At 47.9% G+C, this 18685-nt stretch carries 11 protein-coding genes and 1 CRISPR repeat array (1 of these 12 cut by a window edge); of the genes, 3 read left to right on the top strand and 8 right to left on the bottom strand.

From position 1 onward, the window contains the following. Nucleotides 1–2934: direct repeats of the CRISPR family, unit length 28 nt; unit sequence GTTCACTGCCGTGCAGGCAGCTTAGAAA (it extends 4650 nt beyond the left edge of the window). 239 nt (nucleotides 2935–3173) lie between these two features. The 8 genes from cas6f to ACOJUO_RS21045 all read right to left on the bottom strand — a co-directional run bounded on the left by cas6f (nucleotide 3174) and on the right by ACOJUO_RS21045 (nucleotide 14185). Beyond that, nucleotides 3174–3761: a type I-F CRISPR-associated endoribonuclease Cas6/Csy4 gene (cas6f, locus tag ACOJUO_RS21080; RefSeq protein WP_422138061.1), complete on the bottom strand. Its 588-nt coding sequence runs from the start codon at nucleotides 3759–3761 to the stop codon at nucleotides 3174–3176. 6 nt (nucleotides 3762–3767) lie between these two features. Then, a complete protein-coding gene (csy3, locus tag ACOJUO_RS21075) occupies nucleotides 3768–4745 on the bottom strand; it encodes a type I-F CRISPR-associated protein Csy3 (RefSeq protein ID WP_422138060.1) in 978 nt (325 codons plus the stop codon). Between the two features lie 13 nt (nucleotides 4746–4758). Further along, the gene (csy2, locus tag ACOJUO_RS21070; RefSeq protein WP_422138059.1) at nucleotides 4759–5955 is read right to left on the bottom strand and encodes a type I-F CRISPR-associated protein Csy2; all 1197 of its coding nucleotides are present in this window, start codon (nucleotides 5953–5955) and stop codon (nucleotides 4759–4761) included. Next, nucleotides 5952–7439: a type I-F CRISPR-associated protein Csy1 gene (gene csy1 / locus ACOJUO_RS21065; RefSeq protein WP_422138058.1), complete on the bottom strand. Its 1488-nt coding sequence runs from the start codon at nucleotides 7437–7439 to the stop codon at nucleotides 5952–5954. The genes csy2 and csy1 overlap by 4 nt, the downstream gene beginning before the upstream one ends. A gap of 4 nt (nucleotides 7440–7443) precedes the next feature. Next, complete coding sequence (gene cas3f / locus ACOJUO_RS21060) at nucleotides 7444–10794, bottom strand: type I-F CRISPR-associated helicase Cas3f (protein ID WP_422138057.1); 3351 nt, start codon at nucleotides 10792–10794, stop codon at nucleotides 7444–7446. A 6-nt stretch (nucleotides 10795–10800) separates the two neighbouring features. Continuing rightward, nucleotides 10801–11742 carry a type I-F CRISPR-associated endonuclease Cas1f gene (gene cas1f, locus ACOJUO_RS21055; RefSeq protein WP_422138056.1) on the bottom strand — a complete coding sequence of 314 codons (942 nt, stop codon included), beginning with the start codon at nucleotides 11740–11742 and terminating at the stop codon, nucleotides 10801–10803. A 148-nt stretch (nucleotides 11743–11890) separates the two neighbouring features. After that, complete coding sequence (gene fabV, locus ACOJUO_RS21050; RefSeq protein ID WP_422138055.1) at nucleotides 11891–13093, bottom strand: enoyl-ACP reductase FabV; 1203 nt, start codon at nucleotides 13091–13093, stop codon at nucleotides 11891–11893. A 135-nt stretch (nucleotides 13094–13228) separates the two neighbouring features. Then, on the bottom strand, nucleotides 13229–14185 hold the full coding sequence (locus tag ACOJUO_RS21045) for a GlxA family transcriptional regulator (RefSeq protein ID WP_422138054.1): 957 nt from the start codon (nucleotides 14183–14185) through the stop codon (nucleotides 13229–13231). Nucleotides 14186–14364: 179 nt separating this feature from the next. Here ACOJUO_RS21045 and ACOJUO_RS21040 point away from each other — a divergent pair, with 179 nt between their 5' ends. The 3 genes from ACOJUO_RS21040 (at nucleotide 14365) to cobB (ending at nucleotide 18645) form a co-directional block, all read left to right on the top strand. Beyond that, a complete protein-coding gene (locus ACOJUO_RS21040; protein ID WP_422138053.1) occupies nucleotides 14365–16206 on the top strand; it encodes a beta-ketoacyl synthase in 1842 nt (613 codons plus the stop codon). Between the two features lie 252 nt (nucleotides 16207–16458). Then, nucleotides 16459–17859 (top strand): DUF4139 domain-containing protein, encoded by a 1401-nt coding sequence (locus ACOJUO_RS21035; protein ID WP_422138052.1) that lies wholly within the window; start codon nucleotides 16459–16461, stop codon nucleotides 17857–17859. A 57-nt stretch (nucleotides 17860–17916) separates the two neighbouring features. After that, entirely contained in the window at nucleotides 17917–18645 is a 729-nt protein-coding gene (cobB, locus tag ACOJUO_RS21030) for a Sir2 family NAD+-dependent deacetylase (protein WP_422133880.1), read from the top strand. Nucleotides 18646–18685 lie beyond the last annotated feature (40 nt).

Below are 18685 nucleotides of genomic sequence, written 5' to 3'. Positions count from 1 at the left end.
TTCAGGATCATTTCTGTGGGCGTCGTGGTGCCGTTCACTGCCGTGCAGGCAGCTTAGAAATGCCTTTCCGCTTCGGCACGGGCTTTGCGTTCGTTCACTGCCGTGCAGGCAGCTTAGAAAAGCAGTCGGCAGGCTTTGGAAAAACGAACTGAGTTCACTGCCGTGCAGGCAGCTTAGAAATTCACCGCTTGCAGTGCGGCCAGCCACTAGCTGTTCACTGCCGTGCAGGCAGCTTAGAAATTATTAAATGTCTTGCGCTCCTGTCCCTGGGGGTTCACTGCCGTGCAGGCAGCTTAGAAAACTGGCCGAGATACCCCAAGCCATTAAACAACGTTCACTGCCGTGCAGGCAGCTTAGAAATTCTGGCAACAGTGCGGTTTCGGATGCAACTGGTTCACTGCCGTGCAGGCAGCTTAGAAATGTGTGTTTGATGTTCAGGTTACGGAGATCAAGTTCACTGCCGTGCAGGCAGCTTAGAAATGGAACTGTTTGCCGGGTTTGGCCGTGTTACCGTTCACTGCCGTGCAGGCAGCTTAGAAAGATAAAAAAGCCGGTTCAGTTTTTTGGGGTGGGTTCACTGCCGTGCAGGCAGCTTAGAAATCCCGGGGGCTATCATAAACACGATAAAACTCGTTCACTGCCGTGCAGGCAGCTTAGAAAGGTTTCATACAGCGGGGGCGTTTTCTATAACCGTTCACTGCCGTGCAGGCAGCTTAGAAATGTCGCAAAAGTTGGTATGAACGTATATTGCCGTTCACTGCCGTGCAGGCAGCTTAGAAAAAACGGCCAAGCTATCGGTAATCATGCCGCCTGTTCACTGCCGTGCAGGCAGCTTAGAAATGAACCGTGGCAGTAAAAACAGCTTTCCCCATGTTCACTGCCGTACAGGCAGCTTAGAAAACCGACATTAGTCCCCGGTGGATCGGATTGATGTTCACTGCCGTGCAGGCAGCTTAGAAAATTGCCAGAATGATAAGCCGCATCATTGGGAAGTTCACTGCCGTGCAGGCAGCTTAGAAATGTCTCAAGATTCCGTTCGTTTGGTCTATGCGGTTCACTGCCGTGCAGGCAGCTTATAAAATTGATGCCAGTGCTGCCGATTCTGCTGCAATGTTCACTGCCGTGCAGGCAGCTTAGAAATTATCTGGGAGCAAGGAAATACGATTGACTCGGTTCACTGCCGTGCAGGCAGCTTAGAAACTCCTGAGCGAGATAACGTAACCGGAGGGACGGTTCACTGCCGTGCAGGCAGCTCAGAAAGTTCCTGGAAGCTCATGGAGCGATACCAAAATGTTCACTGCCGTGCAGGCAGCTTAGAAAGCAATAGCGAGTGGAATCCTGAGCGGTACAACGTTCACTGCCGTGCAGGCAGCTTAGAAAAAAGGCTACCCAAACATAATCAGCATCATTATGTTCACTGCCGTGCAGGCAGCTTAGAAATCTATGGCATTATTAAGGACAGCATAGATCCTGTTCACTGCCGTGCAGGCAGCTTAGAAATTTGGAGATGTGCCAACGCTTCAAGCATTATTGTTCACTGCCGTGCAGGCAGCTTAGAAATATCTCGAAAACATAACCTTCTTCGCCATAGCGTTCACTGCCGTGCAGGCAGCTTAGAAACATAGCTCTGGCAACTTCTGGCGTGTTTTCGAGTTCACTGCCGTGCAGGCAGCTTAGAAAATAGCTTGCCCAAACTGCTGCATGGCGTTGGAGTTCACTGCCGTGCAGGCAGCTTAGAAATGCCTCTGCTTATTCCTTAACTCCCTCTCTTTGTTGACTGCCGTGCAGGCAGCTTAGAAAAAAAATTGATCCTGAAAAGGGCAGTTCGGCGTTCACTGCCGTGCAGGCAGCTTAGAAAAAAAATTGATCCTGAAAAGGGTAGTTCGGCGTTCACTGCCGTGCAGGCAGCTTAGAAATGCTTTCATAGATACCAACCCGACCGCTTGCGTTCACTGCCGTGCAGGCAGCTTAGAAAGCCGGGTGGAAAAAAAGGAGGCGCACAGCGCGTTCACTGCCGTGCAGGCAGCTTAGAAACAAAACACCGCATGGCCAAACGCCACGCCGTAGTTCACTGCCGTGCAGGCAGCTTAGAAAAGGTAATCGTCCTGGTCGTCGCGCTCACAGTGGTTCACTGCCGTGCAGGCAGCTTAGAAAGATAGAGCCAGCTTTGCCAGGGCGTTGAGTTAGTTCACTGCCGTGCAGGCAGCTTAGAAAATCATGGAAGTGGTTTTGCGGCCGTGTTGGTCGTTCACTGCCGTGCAGGCAGCTTAGAAATTCTTCAGATCCTGCTCAAAGCTGGCGCTCTCGTTCACTGCCGTGCAGGCAGCTTAGAAAAGTCAGGGGTGTTCTGCTGGTTTAGGCCAACAGTTCACTGCCGTGCAGGCAGCTTAGAAAAACCGGCAGTATCGACGCTGTTGTTGGTTCAGGTTCACTGCCGTGCAGGTAGCTTAGAAATGTAGCGCCTTAAATTACCTGAAGGTACTGACGTTCACTGCCGTGCAGGCAGCTTAGAAACGGCTCTTTCTTCGACGTTTGGCGGCCTTTCAGTTCACTGACGTGCAGGCAGCTTAGAAAGTCCGGTCGAAAAGCGGCCCGATGAAATGGTTGTTCACTGCCGTGCAGGCAGCTTAGAAATGGTCTAGCAAGTAATCCGCCACGTTTTTTAAGTTCACTGCCGTGCAGGCAGCTTAGAAATCACAAGACCTTTGTAGTTTGGATGGGGGGTAGTTCACTGCCGTGCAGGCAGCTTAGAAACTTACCGAGCTGGCCAAGTCGGTTCAGACAGCGTTCACTGCCGCACAGGCAGCTTAGAAAATCAAGTCCGAAGCAATACGAGCTGGCCGTTTGTTCACCGCCGCATAGGCAGCTTAGAAATGCATCGGGCGAAGTTGAAGCGGCTGTTTTGGGTTCACGGCCGCACAGGCTGCTTAGAAATTTGGACCTGCCTTTATCCGAACTTAAGCCGTTCATTGTCGCACAAGCAGTGAACAAAAAAATTCGAGTTAAGCGAGTTTTGAGACTTTACTATGCTGCCTGTGCGGCAGTGAACCTTCGAATTTAAAAAAACGTTACAACAATAACTTATGAATAATTGAGCGGTTAACCCAATAATCTAGGCGTATGTTGTAACTGTTTGTTTTATATAATATTTTTAAAGGCAGTTAAATAAAGGGTCAAAAATGAGGTAAAGCACCTCCCTTTGACAGTCCGTATAAATTAAATGTGGTCCCATTCATCATGACATTCTGGGTAAACTCACCTCCAATGAAGAGTTTGAAACGCTTTTTCTTGCTCAAGCTCTTCATCCATATGAATGGTGCTTTGCTGTATTGAGGTTGTAGATGCTTCCTTTCTTCCATCGCCTGTTCAAAGCTGGTGCCACTGCGTTTTGCCGCCCGCCGAGCCAGGCGCTCAATATTAGACTTAAACTGCAGCCGTTGGAAAATGACATAGTCTTTGATACCGTCAGGCACTGGCTTTATGGATGACAGGTGAACGTAGTCCCTGAGCCTGTTCAACGATTGTGTCATATTAAGCTCGACTAACTGACTTTCGTTTATGGCAAATGCCCTCAACTTTCGACCCAGCCTGTGCTGTTCAGCACTGAATTCCGGGAAGGCAATGCCAACGGATGAACTTCCATCAGCATTCTGTTGGTCAACCAGAGCCAGATGCACCTGCTGAAAGATCTTCTCCCAAAGAAAGTGATGGCCAATTTCTTCATTAGGGATAAGTGTTAGCTCAATATAATGCTTCATCATCCCCCCTTATGAATCAGCTTTTCTGCTAAATACACCACCGCGGATCAGATTAGCTAATACATAATTTTTCTGATTTTCAGTGATCAGTTTGTCGTTAACCCAGTTAAGCATTAGGGTATAGAGATCGGTCTTACTTTTTCGATAAGCTTGGGCTTGCTGTGTAACAGCGCCATAAGGCTCAACAGCGATGGGGAAATCAGCCGGTGTTTGGTCTGTTCCATACCAGTCATCAATAGTGCGAATGGCATTGCCGACTTTTACGCTGTGCAATGCGGCACAGTTGCCGAGTTTAAAAAGCACTTTTTTCTTTTCGCCCATATTCATTTCCTGAGAAGGGAATACGTGCTGACCAACCCCTTGTTTGACAAAAGCATTGACGGTTAAGCAGACAAAATGATCGTCATTATTCAAGCCGACGTACATAGCACTGGCAATTTGCGATAAATCTTCATTCTCCCGTTGAGAGTTGAAGTCATTAAGCGGGAAGTCATAACCATTGAATGTTTTTGGAGATTCGTCACCCACACGGATTTGTACTGATATTTTCTCTGCACAAACACGGTTACGCCAGAGAAAACGGCCACTGGCTATGTTATAGGCATAGCGGAAAGCCAGCTCTTTTAGTCCATCAGATTTGTATTCTTTGGTTTTTTTGATAATGGCATTGGTAAACTCAGGATCGTTACAGCCAAAAGGTACGCCAATTCCACCAACGACTCTCAGGGAGAAGCTGACCTTTAATGTATCCTTGTCATGGGGCAGGTTAGCATCATCATTATCAGATGACACAGGGTTTGGTTTGACTTTGTCGGCATCTTTAGTGCCAAAAGCGCTTTGAGTAGAGCGGTTTTTTCTTTGGGTGATGGTAATTTCAGACCAAAGCTTATCATCATCTTTATCCTTCCAATTACCCGCCATCATCAGGGCATCCGATGTTTCCAGCTTGCGTTCAAAAGCCAACATGCTCGGTAGTTTAATACTCATTCTTCTATCCTTTTTAGACCAGTTCATCTTCAGGGTTGTCGTATATCGCCAGAATCTGGTCGTCCAGATTTCCTGTGCTGGCAATAGTTTGTTGTGTTGTTTGTCTGCATAAGTACCAGCCATCTTCATACTGATAATGCCAAAGGCTGGCAGTAATATCCCCCTCTTCCCGGAAATGGTGAACGCCTTTCCATTCCCCCACTGAGTGGACGGACTCCACAAAACAGACCGGGGTTTCTGCATCACGGGTATTCAAAATTTCATTGTTGTCATAGACCGGTGAAATTGCTTTGTAACCCGTCATTATTGGTACAAGATAACCGCCTTCGGGTTTGGCCTGGTAACTCCAGTCTGCGGGGGTTTTGGCATCGGGCGCTATGTACTGTGCCCACTGTTGCAGTAAATGTTTATGCTCTTTACTGTCTTGTAGGTCAGAGAAAAAGGCTTTGAGTAAATCGGGAATCTCGCCCTCGTGAGTGGTCTCTAAATGCTTATTCCAGCACTCATAAAGCCCCTCGATGTCCTCGCCTGTTTTTGCCCGATCTTTGAGATAAGTATTAATCAGGTTCGATTGGGGGCGGGCACGCTGTTTGAGTGCCGAAAAGTCCAGCCAGGCGTCGATTTGTTCAGTTTCTGGATTTTCCTCAAGGCATTTCTGGTAATGTTCAGCTAATGCTCCGGATCGGTCCATCAGGGCAAAGCCAGGCAACAATTGTCGTTTTAGTCGGTAAAAGTCATTGCTGTCGGTTAAATCAAAAAGGGCAACAGCGCCTATCTTCCAAATAGAGCCGCCAGCTAAACGCTGCCTGAGACACTGACCTTTGACCCATTCCAGCCATTCATTGGTCCGGCGTCCGGGAAGCCCCTCCACTGCGATTAACAATGACACCATCATATTCATCTTACCTTCTTCAATGATTGAAGGAGAACTGCCTTTGGCGACATTTTCGGCATCTTTCTCTAAATAGGCCGGATTTTTGCTTTGCAGAAAGCGGTCATTGTAGTTGCCATAGGTATGCACATGGTGTTCATGAGCAAAAACACTGCAGCCCTCTAACTTAAGATTGGAAAAACTTGAGCAAGCGTGTTTTCGAGCTAGATTATGGGAGAAGCCCAGAAAATGGGTGATGGCTGGAAACCCCCAAGTAAATCCGGCAATGGTATTGGCATTTTCTACCTTAATCCGGTTGATTAGTAGATACAGGCTCATGCATCGCCCCTCGGTTTTTGTTTGAATTTCACCTCTAGAGCAGGCGTTAGTTCTCGCAAAGCATCAGCCATTAGTAGAGTCCATAGCTTCCGGTGTGCAGGTTGTGGCGTGAACTGCTTATCTTTACCCGGTAGCTTGCTGTTTAACCAGACGGCAAAATCTTGGCTGATAACCTCTTGCCAATTGCTGCCTTTTCTTGCGGCTTGAAACGCTTCATCTTCTCGATAAGGGTCGAGAAAATACTGGTGCGCCTGTTTGAGTTTGATATCTGGTACATTGCTCCAGCCTGCTGGGAGTTTTTGAACTTCCTGCACGTAAAAAAGCACTGTATCTATAATGTGTTGCCCCCATTTAATCAGCCATTGCCTTTTTTGGGGATCACGAATACTGAGATCAAGACGTTCATTACGCATTAAAAAATTAAGTAAGTATTCAATGTCGTCTCTTACTTCTCTGGCATGGATGCCCTGAAACAAAGATGAATGGTAAATGGGAGGTTTTAAATTACTTTTCCAGACAGGTGGTTGGCAAGAGAGCAACCTGATGGCGCCTCGACGCTTGCCATTGAGTGTAGTCGCATTTTGCGGCTGACTCTGAGTAGTCATTAGTTTGTTGACATCTGGAATCCAAAAGGTATTTCCTTGTGCGTATTTATTATTTTTTCTTGCTTTGTCTATTGACTTTTTGTCATTTTGGGCATCTTTGGAAAAGTGTGAATCGTATATCTTCTGAGCCAGTGATGATGATTTTAGTACACTCAATAAGTGGTATTTCTGGGGCTCTATGGGAAAGTATATTTGCTTCAACAAGGTGTCTGTTCTGGGTATTTGTGCCAGAACATCACGATACTTGCTTAACCAGGTGTTGAGTTCTTCAGGGCTTTCAGCAAAATGGTCCAATTCCGCCTTACCGGTGTCGTAGATTGCATCAAACAGGTAAGTCTCGTTGTGCCTCAGCAGCAAAAACTTAATCTGCCTTGAGAATTTTGCATCTACGTAGGTGCCATCTACGATTTTGCGCTTTAAGCTACTGGTCGTTAAATAGCCCTCTTTTTGATTGTTTGAATAATCCAGTATGGATGAGCCAGAACTTTTTGAGTGTGACAGTTTGGCGGCGTGGGTTGCAGGCATGACACCACCACTGAGCTCCACTGACCGACATATCCAGATATTGTAAAAATCAGTTTTGTTGTTAATGCGCTGCAGCGGTAGCGAAAAGTCGCTGATCCATTCTTTTTCAAGAAGCTGTTGGTAGGCCTTTTCAAATAAGGGCCTGTTTTTACTGGTTGGTGGTTTTTTGTTAATGGGTTGGATAAGACGTTTAAATTCTCTTTGATCCTCTTGAGAGACTGTGACTAAACCTAATTGTTTAGAGAGGAATATCGCTACCAGCTCATCAATGTAGAGCTGCTGGTTGCCATGTTCTTTCAGGTCATCAATATAGTGCTTGATAACCTTATGCCAGCTGTTTAATTTTTCTACCATTCTCTTATTCCCGCCGGTAAAGCCCTAATTGATGATGATAATCATAATCATGCATATTTTCTTGCATCTCTGGAGCGCGTAGCTCCCCGAAATTCCAGCTAACTTGCGGCAAGTCCATGCCCAGATCGCTGGCCAGTGTTTGATATATGGCTTCTGGCGTCTGATCGAACCAGAAGTGCATACCTTGACCCAATATGACCGGTGTTGCCGTTTCGATGCCCAGGTTATCTCCAAACTTTGGTGGCTTGGCTGCTTCATTATACCAGCGCCAATAGGAGGTACTATGGTAATCATCAAGCCACAAGTAATAGGCCTCATCTTTTTGAGACTGACGGAACCTTTGCTGGCGCTGAACTTCGCCGCACCAGTAGGGTTTTATGAGCTGTTCGCTATCCCACCAGAACTTCGCTCTCTTTTCTCCGGAAAATAGCTGCCAGGCCAATGCTTTATGTTCAAGGCCATTCAGATTGGTGTATTTACCATCCTGGTCGCGATTGTTGTCTTTTCTATCGGGTAACGTAATTCTGGGGATGGCATTGATTGACTGGTATTGGCAAGCATCTAACAGCTTGCTCAAGTGCGTTGAGGCCAGTTGCATCTTCCTGGTCTCGAAGCCGGGGCGTTCAAAACATACTTCCTTATTTCCCAGTGCCTTGTAGTTCTGGTCCAACAGTATGACATTAGGGGATTTGGGATAAATCTTCCGATGTCGTAAAACCCGCCCTGCTAATTGAATGATGGAGCGCATGGAACTGGGTTCAACAATGGCCCAATCGTAATCGTGGTCTCGCCCAACTTCTGCAACCGGCGATGCCAGCACCACGAAAATATGGTGATGTTGGCTATGTCGCTCCATAACACGACAGACAGAACTGCCTGGAGCCCAAATTGCGTCGGGATTTTTCCGATTCAATATTGCATCAAGGTGCTGTTCAATAAAATTACGAATCGCCAGTGGGTAGCGGCTGTGATAGACGCATAGATGAACACAGGTATCGCCCGCCGTATAAGTGGCAGGTGCATCCATCGCAAACAGCTTTTTGGCAACACGTACCAGCGGATCAATATTGGCCATTCTCACCAGGCCAATAGAAAGACTTTGGTTGTCTTTAGTGACGCAGTGATGCCGATGTAGATGAGTCATTTGCGTGTAAACAGAAGCGGCTAATGCGTCAGATGGGCTGGTTGCTGAGCCAGAATCAATCAGTGCAATATCACCCCATTGTTTGTGAGTTTTGCCGGGGGCAGAGTGAGCAGCTAAACGTTTAACGCGGGGTTTGATGAAGCGATTATGCTTTGCTTTATAATCCTCTAAGCTGCTGATCAGGCAATGCTCATTATCAGATGTCGCGAATTCATCAAACCAGCCACAACAAATTTCACCCTTCCAGGCAGGGATATTCGCCATGGCATACTGTTTCCATCCGTTTCGGTAGGATTCAAACAATGCGTAAGCCAGCGCCGGAGGCAGGGTTGCCGTTGAAAGCAGAACCCGGCTGCCGAGCATACCTGCCCAGTGAACAAGACGACAAAGTGCAGGTAAATCGCCCTGGCTAAAGTCGTCTGGTTCGTCCAGTATCAGGTCAGACGTAAGAAGCCGTAGCATGGCCGCCGTTTGTCGGCCTCCTCGTGTGCCTTCGGTGGCTGAGATTAGATGGTCAATGGTACATACCAGTGCAGGTGCATAAAGTAGTTTATCAATCCGTTTATCTTTTTCTGTCCATTCACTCAGGCTGTGACTGGTATCTCCGGTGTAATGGACATAAGCCTCTTTATCAAGAGCCTCATCCGCTGACTCGCTGCCGGTTCCATTTTCCTTTTCGGCACTCTTTTGATTGGAATAATCAAAAAGCTGTGTGATAGCAGTACCACCAACAGCAATGGCTAAATTTTCATCATTCAGGCCAAGTTCTGTTTTGAAAGACTGGCCTGTTTGCAAAGTCAGCGTGCGCAAACCGAGCGCAACACTGAAGCGAGTGCGACCGGTTTCCTGCCCCAGTGCATACATAATTTTGGCATTGCTGATGGTTTTTCCATAACCGGTCGATGCCATATTGACGCCGAAAAAACCATTGATAACCGTTTCTTTGGCAAGTTTTTTGGCCAGTTTGACGGCACCATCCTGCCAGCCGAATTTTCCTTTGAACTCTTTTTTGACCTTATCTGTAAGAGCGGAAATATCTTGAAGATTCGGTAAACTGTGATTCAAGCTAATCAGGGCTTTGGTGATTTTACGACTGTGGTGAGCAACTCCAATCAAATGCTCATCGAGCTTTTGCTTGAAGCCTTTGCGATGATCTTCTTTGCCGTAGGTGTTGGCATAAACACGGTAATTCTGACTCTGCCATTCGGTTGTTATTTCTTGCTGTGAGTAATAGCGATCTGCCAACATCATACAGAGCCGGGCCAGATGGCTGGTAAATAGGTTGTTGTGAAGGTAATCTGCTTGTTCGTTATACCATTGGGGAAAGTGCTTCAGGGTGTTTGTCGCAATATCCGATGCTCGACAACGCCATTTGAAGCTGTGGTAGGGCAATGCCTTCTCGGCGAATGTCCAGTTCTCTTCAATGCGACTCTTTTGGTCATAATCTTCGCACTGATACGAATTCCAGCGAGCATAAAATGCACTATCTAACCAGTCCTTAATCTTATCCAATGCTGGTGCTGTGAAGTTATTCTGCCATGCCGGTGCTAAGGGTAAGCGATGGTGGGATACAATAATCCAGGCAACCAACTGGGCAAACGAAGGCAAGCTTAACAGTGGATGTTCACCAAAAGCTTTATCAATTCCATCCCTGAAGCATTGACCAATACTATCAAGGTCGATTTCGCTTAGCTCTACAAGCCATTGACGGTCAGTCTTATCCGCAACGAAGGTCTGAAAAAGCCGGAGCGAAATCCATTCATGGCGATAAGGTTCAGCGATGGGCGTTTTTTTATCTGGATTGATTTTATCCTGAAAGAGAGTATTGGCTTTGCCGAAATCATGGAACAATCCGGCAATCTGGGCTGCACAAGAGATAGTATTGATCGTTGACCAGTAGTGCTGGTCAGCGTACTGGCTTGTAGGAGATTCAGTAATATTGACTGGTACGATACCTTGAGAGTTAAACTTTTCCTTTTGCCCTACCACCCAAACCAACTCACTACGCGACCGAGACCGAATCCAGTGGCAACTGACGGCAGTACTCTTAGTCGCTGTTTTGCGCAGCAGTTTTTTAACGGCGTTTAATCCTTCCTGAGTAATAATGGTTTGCCAGGTGTTGTCGCCAATTCGGTCTGCAAAAGCATCCAGAACCCGTCGTGTTTTTTTCAGAGCATTTTTTTCACACTGGGAGACAAAGGTGACCATCATGGCTGCTTACTCCCAGTCATCTTTCAGGGCTATGGCTTTTACCTGATCAAACATAAAATCCAGGGCCTTATGATCAGTAAATGCCTGCAAGCACTGTTGCCGGAACTCTTGCTCTGTGGCGTCTTCCTTTGCACAGATAAACGACCAGGGAAGAACCAGTGTATCCTTGATGAGATCAGCTACGTCGAATACCAGGGCTCCCCGGCGGGTTTTGCCGTGCATCACTGCAAAACCGTGGGGGATGCCTAATACCCAAAGCGTGGTTGCTGCCAGTCCGTAAGCCAGATAATTACCATGATTCAAAAATGTATTGGCCTGATCTTCTGCGCTGCGTTCACGAGTAAATGAACCATAACCGGTTTGCCGTGCTGCAAACTTATAAAGCGTCTTGGTCAGCCGTGCCTCTGCCTGTAGTAAATCATTGACTGTTAATACCTTGTTGATTGTGCTCTCAGTAGTCTCAAGGTCAGGCTTTATGCTATCAATGAGAAAGCCTTCATTTTTGAGGTCTCGGTCTTTGCTCCAAATTGTTTTCATAAACTGAATTCTGGCGAGCTGCATTTGTTTGGCTGCTTGTAATCTTTTCTGGTCATCAAACCAGAACTGCATCCAGCCCTGCATGTATTCTGTGGGGCGATATTCACTTTGTGGCGTTAACCATTCCACCTCATTGGCCATCAACAGGGGCGTTCCACCGCCACCACAAAAACCAATTAACACACCGGCAGAAGCCAGCATACGAGCAGCGGCCTGAGTAATAGAGGTTCCGTTGCCCAATAGCAGGCAAGTGGTGTTGGCAATGGGAATATTCCAGTAGTGGTTGTTATTTTTTGCTTCGGTGAGATACAGCACCCGGCCATCTTTCTGCATGATCCGGCATTTTTCCAGATAATAGATATTGGCTCTTTTTGAGTGCAGAATAGCCTTGAGATCAGTCAATATATCCATTGCATAATACTCCTTTTCTGAACCATGGCTTTCGTTTAAACGCATTAAATTCAGATTTAAAAAAATAGGTAGGATTGGTTGGCTGTCGTATTTCAACGAGCTTGGGAATTGATAAAAGAGGGCTTTCAAGCCCTCCCGGATCGGTCGATCAGATATCAATCACGTCAAAAGGCACTAATGGATTAACATCCGCCTCATAATCAACGCCTTCAACACCAAAACCAAAGAGTTTCAGGAACTCTTCCTTGTATTCAACGTAATCAGTCAGCTCGGCCAGGTTTTCGTTGGTCAGTGCTGGCCAGAGTGCCTGACAGTGTGATTGAATATCATCTCTCAGCTCCCAGTCATCCAGGCGCAGGCGATTGGTGTCGTCCACTGCCGGAGCCTGGCCGTCTTCTCTGTGAAGGCGATCACGGAACATTCGGTTGATCTGCTCGATGCAGCCTTCATGAACACCTTCTTCGCGCATCTTTTTGAAGACCATGGCGATATAGAGAGGCATTACCGGAATGGCGGAGCTGGCCTGGGTAACGACGCTCTTCAGTACTGCGATGTTGGCTGAACCATTCAGGCTCTTGAGTTGTTTATCAATGGCGTGGGCGGCACGGTCGAGATCCTTTTTGGCTTGACCCAATGCACCTTCCCAGTAAATAGGCCAGGTAAGTTCGGTACCAATATAGCTATAGGCCACAGTTTTACAGCCTTCTGCCAGGACATCGGCTTCTGAAAGAGCTTTTATCCAGAGTTCCCAGTCTTCACCCCCCATTACCGTCACCGTTGCTGCTACTTCTTCTTCGGTCGCAGGCTCAACAGAGGCTTCAAACAGTTGATCTTTGTTGGTGTCGACGGCAGTCGCCTTATAAGGCTGTCCCATAGGCTTGAGTACGGAACGGATCACTTCACCACTGTCAGGCAGTTTACGGACGGGAGAAGCCAGGGAATAAACTACCAGATCGATCTGGCCCAGATCTTCCTTGATCAGTTCGATTGTTTTGGTTTTGGCTTCGTGACTGAATGCATCTCCGTTCAGGCTTTTTGCATAGAGACCTGCTTCATGGGCCAGCTTTTCGAAAGCGGCAGAATTGTACCAACCTGCCGTACCGGGTTTTTTTTCGGTCGCAGGCTTTTCAAAGAAAACACCGATAGTGGCCGCGCCTGAACCAAAAGCCGCAGTAATTCGAGAGGCAAGGCCGTAACCACTGGAAGCACCAATAACCAGGACCCGCTTGGGACCCCCGGCCACTTCACCCTGAGCCCTGGTATAAGCGATCTGCTCTTTAACGTTCTGCTCACACCCGACAGGGTGGGTCGTTGTGCAGATAAATCCGCGAATCCTTGGCTTGATAATCATCTTTGGCTCCGGTTAACGATAAGAGACGGCACTCGGTTCACTGTGCCATAACAGTCGAGTAAAGCTTATCCAAAACCGGCAGGGTGGAAAAGGCGCAGGCGGTATAGATCAGTCGGTATATTGATACGAAATGTATCAAGAGCTCTCAAGATAGAAAAGTTTGTCCCGAACACTGCGCTTAAAGTCGCTTGGCGTGAGCTGGAAGTGTTTCTGAAACAGTCGGCTGAAATAGTCAGGGTCTGTGTATCCGGCCTGGTAGGCTGCTTCCCTGATTGAAAGGTCGGTACTTTTCAGGAGATCCGAGGCCAGTGTCAATCTCATTCGCTGAATATAAGCGGTGGGGGAGAAGCCCGTTGCTTCCTTGAATCTTCTGTGCAGCGTTCTTCGTGTCAAGCCTGAAGCTGCTACCAGGTTTTCCATCTCAATAGCTTCACAATAATGCTGCCTTATCCATTCCTGAAGCCGGACGATGATTTCATCGTTATGAGCGGTTGTGTGATCTTCGGCGAACAGCATCTGATCCATAGGTCGACGAATTTCGTGGGAGAACTGCTGCTCAACCTTATGGGCAATTTGTTCTCCCATACTCAGCTTAATAAGGTGAACCATAAGATCGGCAACCGAGTTGACACTTCCGGCACAGAATATTCTGCCCGAGCGGGTAATCAGGTGGTGGGGTTTAAAATCAACCTTGGGATAGTGTCGCTTTAATCGTTCAAGAAAATACCAGTGAGTCGCTGCGGGCTGGTGATTCAATAAACCTGTTTCGGCCATAAATGTGACCCCGGTTGCTGCTACGCAGAAGGTAGCGCCCTGCTGATGCTGATACCTTAGCCATTTCACCATTGCTCTGGATTGTTTGACCACGGGTAGGGGATTGCGCCAAAGGCCGGGCACAATGACAAGGTCTCCGGGACCTGTTTCAGGAAAGGTCACTTCCGGTGTCAGAGGAATTCTGCTCATGCTGATGATCGGGTTAAGTTGCTCAGCACAGAAACAGACTTCGACGTCTGGATACTGATGTCTCAGTCGACTATAGGTGACTCCTGCCTGGATCATTTCAAGGGGTAAACTGATGCTGGTAGACAGCATATGATCCACAAGGGGAATCAGAACTCTATTCAGTGAAAGCGTTTTCTGTACCAATGCACCGGCCTGTGAATTCGATGGTATGGCGTAATAATCAGGTATATTGGCGTAAATGTACAGATGAGTTGATGAATGTCCTATTAAACTACCGCTATATCTTTTCTCTAAATGGAGTTGTTACCGTGAGCAGATTGCCGGTCATTGTCGCGCAGGGAGGCATCAGCCCGGCGGGACGAAGTTCAGGGTTTCATGGCTATCATCGCCTGATATTTGATCAATTGGGTGCTCAGCAACAGCAGAAAACATTGTCTGCTATCGCACGACTCAGGGGGTTGGATAAAGACACTCCGGCAGACACCATTCTTTCAGGTACTTTGATCAGGCAGCTGGAAACCAATCTGTTTGATAATAACGCTCTCTATTATCACCAGCCCCTCAAAGCCGACAAGGGGTCCGAGCTGATTCTGCCCAAGTGCAGGTTGCCCAAGCCATTGCCGGAAAACTGGCAGGTGGAAGCACTGAATGATGGTCGAAATGTCAGAGTTTGTTTTTCTGGTCTGCAAACCCTGATGTTGCCTTCAACAAGGGCTGGTTCGGTCAATGCTGCTGGTCAGTTACCCAGCGGTTTTGATCCTGCTGCGCTCTATCAGTCGAGACATCATCCCCGCTCACTGGCTATGACGGTTTATGGTGCGTCAGATGCCTTGCAATCCTCAGGTTTGGAGTGGCAGCTCTTAAAAGAGAATTTGTCTCCCGAACAGATTGCTGTCTATTCTGGCAGTGCCATGAGCCAGCTCGACTATAACGGCTATGGCGGTATGCTGAAAGCCCGCCTGATGGGTAAGAGAGTTAGTTCCAAGCAATGTCCACTGGGCTTTGCTGAAATGTCTGCTGACTTTATCAATGCTTATATCCTGGGTTCACTGGGTAATACCGGCACTTCAATGGGAGCCTGTGCGACCTTGCTTTATAACCTGCAGCTGGCAGTAAACGACATTCGTTCCGGCAAGCGCCGTGTGGTGATTGTTGGCAACAGTGAGGCACCGGTCATTCCTGAAATCATGGATGGCTATAGCACCATGGGAGCTCTGGCTACGGATGATGCTTTGAGGAAGCTTGATGGTCTTGACGATCTTACCAACCCCGATTGGCGTAATGCCTGTCGTCCTTTTGCAGAGAGTGCCGGTTTTACCATTGCCGAGTCTTCTCAATACTTTGTCTTGATGGATGATGGACTGGCGCTGGAGACCGGTGCTGAAATTCTCGGGGCGGTGGCTGATGTTTTTGTGAACGCAGACGGCTATAAGAAATCCATTTCAGCGCCCGGTGCCGGCAACTATCTGACCCTTGCCAGGGCTGCCGCTCTCGGCAGGGCCATTCTGGGAGAGGACGCTCTGCGACAGAGAAGTTTTGTTCAGGCTCACGGTACCGGTACCCCACAGAACCGGGTGACTGAATCCCGCATCCTCAATGAAACGGCTCGTCATTTTGGTATGAATAACTGGCCTGTCACTGCAGTTAAGAGCTATCTGGGTCACTCTATTGGTGCGGCTGCCGGTGATCAGCTAATGTCGACACTGGGTGTCTGGCATCAGGGCATTATTCCCGGAATCAGAACCATTTCCGGCATTGCTGAAGACGTTCATCATTCACACCTTGATATCAGTATGAATCACAAACAGATGGACCCATCACAGATGGCCATGTCGCTGATCAATGCCAAAGGTTTTGGGGGCAACAACGCTACGGCACTGGTTCTGAGTCCTGATATAACCCGTGAGATGTTAAAAGCCAGACACGGCGAGCAGGCACTTTCATCCTGGCAGCAGTGCTACGAAACTACGTTCCGCCGTCAGGAAGAGTATGAGTCTGCACAGCTGTCTGGCCAGGCGGAGCCTATTTATCTATTTGGTGAAGGGGTTCTTGGAGAAGACGATCTGGAGTACACCGACCAATCCATTAAGGTACCCGGTTTCGGCCACCCGGTGAATCTGGAAGTAGATAATCCTTTCTGGTCTTTTTGATCTTGGAAGCCTGATGAAGTGGGGGCACCACCTTTCCAGCCCGGGACATAAGAAGAGTTAATGTATCCCGTTATTCGGCTGCACTGGATGATATTATTGAGTCATACCCGAGCAAACGTTCAGTTGATTTATGGTCTATTTTACGGGCATGTTCTTCAAAAGCTTTACATCATTATCCGGGCTGGTCATTGAGTTATGTATAAAGGTAGACTCAATCAGTCCTCAGTATCTCATTAAAGGGAGAAAGTCATAATGAGAACCAGACTCAAACTGACCGGAATACTGATTAGCTCTATTGTTCTTACTGGCATGGCTGCCAGTATGGTAACGGCAGATGAAGATGAACAGGCAGGAAGAGTGGAAGTCAGTCACGCCAACAGTACTCATTTAACGCTTTACCCGGACAAAACCCTGGTTCGTCAGCAGTTCAAAGTGCTTCCCGGATCGGATGGGAGCCTGGTCGTCGAAGGCATGGCCGATGATTGGGAAGATGACAGCCTTGAGCTGGAATACATCAAAGACAAACAAGGTCTGGTGCCCGATAGCCTCACTTGGCACAGAGGTGGGCTGGACCGGGATCATCTATACAACAGGTTGGTCGGCAAGTCGGTTGAACTCGTAGGGGGAGGGCTGAACGTTCCGGTACAGGGTGTGTTGCTCTCCTATGACAGTGGAATGGGTCTGGTCCAGGGCAGTAATGGTCGACAATACCTGGTGGACTGGAACGATCCGCAGGGTATCAGGCTGGCTTCGCGCGAACAGGTTTTTCTGGAAAAAGACTATCAGACTCGTCTGATAGCACGCTTCCCGGATCTGGAAGGTACCGACCAGTTACGTCTTTCTTACATCACGCCTTCCATTCGCTATTCAAGCCATTATCGAATGACTCTTGATGATGATGGAAAGGCTCGTATTGAGCTGACGGCGCTGTTAAACAACAACACAGAAACCGATTACAACAACGCAGATATCAAGCTGGTGGCCGGTGATATGGGGCGACCCAACGTGGGCTATGCCCATAAAATGGTGAGGGCGAATGCTGCCAGTCCCATGCCCGGTCAGGAAAATCAGCGGGTGGGTGAAGTCATGGTCATACCCTTGCCGAAGGATCAAACGAAACTGACCCCGTTCTCCTGGCAACAGATGACGCTCTACAAGGAAGATCAGATAGCACTCGATCATTACTATCAGCTGGATGTCAATGGACGTTCATATTCGGGCAGAGGTTCAGATCTGCAAAGACCCAGACTGAATTATCGCTTTAAGGCAGGGCGCGATCTTCCTGCAGGTGAGGTGAGAATTCTTGAATCTACCGGCGACGGCACTGTGATTATCAGTGGTAATGCCATGATTCCCCAGACCACCAAAGGGGATTATGCCCATCTTGCTATGGGCGAAGCTCTGACTGTGAGGGTTGAGAGAAAGCGTGTTGACAGTCAGCAGCGCGAGAAGGAGCTGATCAGTCGCTGGCAGGCCGTCGTATTCAATGACAGTGATGAAGAGGTGACCTTGATGATGACAGATCGCGATCATTCTCTGATTAAGTTGGAAGATGTGAAAGGCGGTACTCTGGAGCAGACTGACACCATCAAAGTCAAAGTTCCCGCAAAAAGCAAGAAAACGTATACATATACCTCGGTATACACTCGATAATACCGTTCAGGTCAGAAGTCTGAAGGCAATAGTTGTTCAGGCTTCTGGCAAAATAAAATGCAACTTACTACAGATCAAAGGCTCATGCTCAATTATCCATCCATTGTAGTTCTGACTGGTGCCGGTATTTCTGCCGAGTCGGGTATTCGAACCTTCAGGGGCAGTGATGGCCTTTGGGAAAACCATTCGATTGAAGATGTCGCCACGCCGGAAGGTTATTATCGCAATCCGGCCCTGGTGCAGGCTTTCTATAATGACAGGCGACAACGACTGAGTGAAGTGGTTTGTAATGCTGCTCATAAGGCTCTTTCAGACTTTGAAAAGTCTTTTGATGGTGAGTTTCTGCTGGTAACCCAAAACGTGGATGATCTGCATTCCCGGGCGGGCAGTCAGAACCTGATTCACATGCATGGTGAGCTTTATAAAGCGAGTTGTCAGGATACAGAGCAGGTTTTCGAGTGGTATGAGGATCTGACTACCGAAACACTCTGCCCCTGTTGTCAAATGGCGGGCAATTTGCGGCCTCATATCGTCTGGTTTGGTGAAATGCCCCTGGAGATGGATCGTATCTACAAAGCTTTGTCGCAGTGTGATCTTTTTGTATCCATCGGAACTTCAGGTAATGTTTATCCGGCTGCTGGCTTTTTTGAAGAAGCCAAAGCTGCGGGTGCCGAAACTGTAGAGTTGAATCTTGAGCCCGGCTCCAACGCCTCCCGGTTTGATCGAAGTCTAAGCGGTCCTGCTACTGAATTGGTTCCTGAATTCTTTAATACTTTGCTGGAATAGATGTACGGCAATATTATCCTATCTCAAATTTTTCGATGCC

Origin of the sequence: Endozoicomonas sp. ALC020 (assembly GCF_049275935.1) — a bacterium.
Taxonomy (GTDB): Bacteria; Pseudomonadota; Gammaproteobacteria; order Pseudomonadales; family Endozoicomonadaceae; genus Endozoicomonas_A.
This window is presented reverse-complemented; position numbering and strand designations above follow the sequence as displayed.

Excerpts from the sequence above, each read along its gene's own strand:
- cas6f (WP_422138061.1), bottom strand. The coding sequence starts at position 3,761 with ATGATGAAGCATTATATTGAGCTAACACTTATCCCTAATGAAGAAATT.
- csy3 (WP_422138060.1), bottom strand. The coding sequence starts at position 4,745 with ATGAGTATTAAACTACCGAGCATGTTGGCTTTTGAACGCAAGCTGGAA.
- csy2 (WP_422138059.1), bottom strand. The coding sequence starts at position 5,955 with ATGAGCCTGTATCTACTAATCAACCGGATTAAGGTAGAAAATGCCAAT.
- csy1 (WP_422138058.1), bottom strand. The coding sequence starts at position 7,439 with ATGGTAGAAAAATTAAACAGCTGGCATAAGGTTATCAAGCACTATATT.
- cas3f (WP_422138057.1), bottom strand. The coding sequence starts at position 10,794 with ATGATGGTCACCTTTGTCTCCCAGTGTGAAAAAAATGCTCTGAAAAAA.
- cas1f (WP_422138056.1), bottom strand. The coding sequence starts at position 11,742 with ATGGATATATTGACTGATCTCAAGGCTATTCTGCACTCAAAAAGAGCC.
- fabV (WP_422138055.1), bottom strand. The coding sequence starts at position 13,093 with ATGATTATCAAGCCAAGGATTCGCGGATTTATCTGCACAACGACCCAC.
- ACOJUO_RS21045 (WP_422138054.1), bottom strand. The coding sequence starts at position 14,185 with ATGCTGTCTACCAGCATCAGTTTACCCCTTGAAATGATCCAGGCAGGA.
- ACOJUO_RS21035 (WP_422138052.1), top strand. The coding sequence starts at position 16,459 with ATGAGAACCAGACTCAAACTGACCGGAATACTGATTAGCTCTATTGTT.
- cobB (WP_422133880.1), top strand. The coding sequence starts at position 17,917 with ATGCAACTTACTACAGATCAAAGGCTCATGCTCAATTATCCATCCATT.